Here is a 1,453-nt window from a genome sequence, read left to right as displayed (position 1 = left end):
CTCTGCGTGCCGTCGCGGCGGCTGAAATTCACTTCAGCTTGGGCTTGGAAGCTACGGTTGATGAACCAAGTGGCGCGGGCACCAACCGAAAGAATATCGGCGGCGTCACGGCTCCGCTCGTAATCGAGGTACCGGGTCGAGACATTGGCCCCGATCAGCAAATCGGATTGCAGTTGATGCTCCAGCCCAAACCAATAGGTCGTAGAGAGATAGGCGATGCTGGGGCCGACAGCGACCTCGTTAATGCCGCGTAGGGCTTGTGCCCGTAAAGAGGTGGCGCGCGTTACGTTCCACAAAAGCTGTGCCCGCGCCGTCATGGCGGAGACGCTGCCGAAATTAGCATCGTCAAGGTTCCGCTCGGCATAGCCGAGGGCAATCTCGCCCGACCAGAGCGCACTGAGGGCGAAATTGACCCCGCCGCCAACCTCTGGCCCCGTCGAATCGCGGCTCTTCAGGCCATTGCCTGCCGGGCGATCATAGCGCCGGGCGCGCCAGCCGCCTTCGCTGAACAGGGTGAAATCGGGGTTCAATTCGTAACTCAGCCGCCCGAAGGCACCGTAAGTCATGTAACTCCGCTCATCGCCGCTGACCTGCCGACCTTCTCCCAGAGGCGTCGGTTGGAACTCAAAATCTTGAACGTTCCCACGCAAACGAATATTGAAGCGTCCGGAGGTTTGAGAATAACCAACCTCCCCACGGCTTGTGTCGTAGGAGGTGGCTTCCGTTGCGCGGTTCAGCGTATCGGGATCGCCGCGTAGCTCGCTGAGGCGCTCCCGCAGGATCGCGGCGGTGAGTTGCGATTCGCTATCGATGTTGAGCCCGCCGCCGAGGGAGAAACGGTAATTCTCCGCGTTTTCATCCTTCGCGCTGGCATAGCGTTTGGCTTCGGCGCGGGCGGATGCGTCCAGCGTGTGCCGCGACCAGTTGGAGCGCAAAACCGCCTCGGGGGCAATTGTGCCGATCGCGCTCGCTTTTGGGGCCGTGGGGCGGGCGTAAATATTGTCGGAATAGCCAAAGTCGGTCACAAGGCGCGGAAACAGCGTGAAGCCGCCGACGCTCATCCCCGGCGCTTGATAGTCGGGATACGCGCGCATCATCACGCCGGGCTGATCTTCGCCTTTTCGATCACTGGGATCGATGGCCGGGGCGTTTTTGCTCTAAAATCGGACGTTGATATTGGGCGACAGCGGGCGAAATCGACGCCAACAGGACGCCGACAAGGCTGAGGGCGGAAGCATATCGAATGATCGTGCGCGGTGAGCAGGGCATGGTCGACTATCCACAGTCAGGCAGTTCGCTGTATCTTTAACCGATTTTGGAGAATGTTTCTATAAGCAATTGACTAAGCGTGATTCTTTATGATTTGTAGGACATAGTGTATCACCGGGCGTATTGTGGAATCGTTAAGATTGAGGCGCGAAACGGATGCTGCCTGACGCTCATTTTCCAGTGA

Annotated in this window: 1 protein-coding gene; it reads right to left on the bottom strand. The window is 58.8% G+C overall.

Translation table 11 applies throughout. The annotated features are described in order from the left end of the window. The coding region (locus VZ95_RS16340; RefSeq protein WP_045776806.1) for an outer membrane beta-barrel protein at positions 1-1,097 on the bottom strand (1,097 nt) is incomplete at its 3' end. Between the last annotated feature and the right edge of the window lie 356 nt (positions 1,098-1,453).

The organism is Elstera litoralis, assembly GCF_000963705.1.
Lineage (GTDB): Bacteria > Pseudomonadota > Alphaproteobacteria > Elsterales > Elsteraceae > Elstera > Elstera litoralis.
The sequence above is the reverse complement of the archived record's forward strand: the minus strand, read 5'-3'. Positions and strand labels throughout refer to the sequence as shown.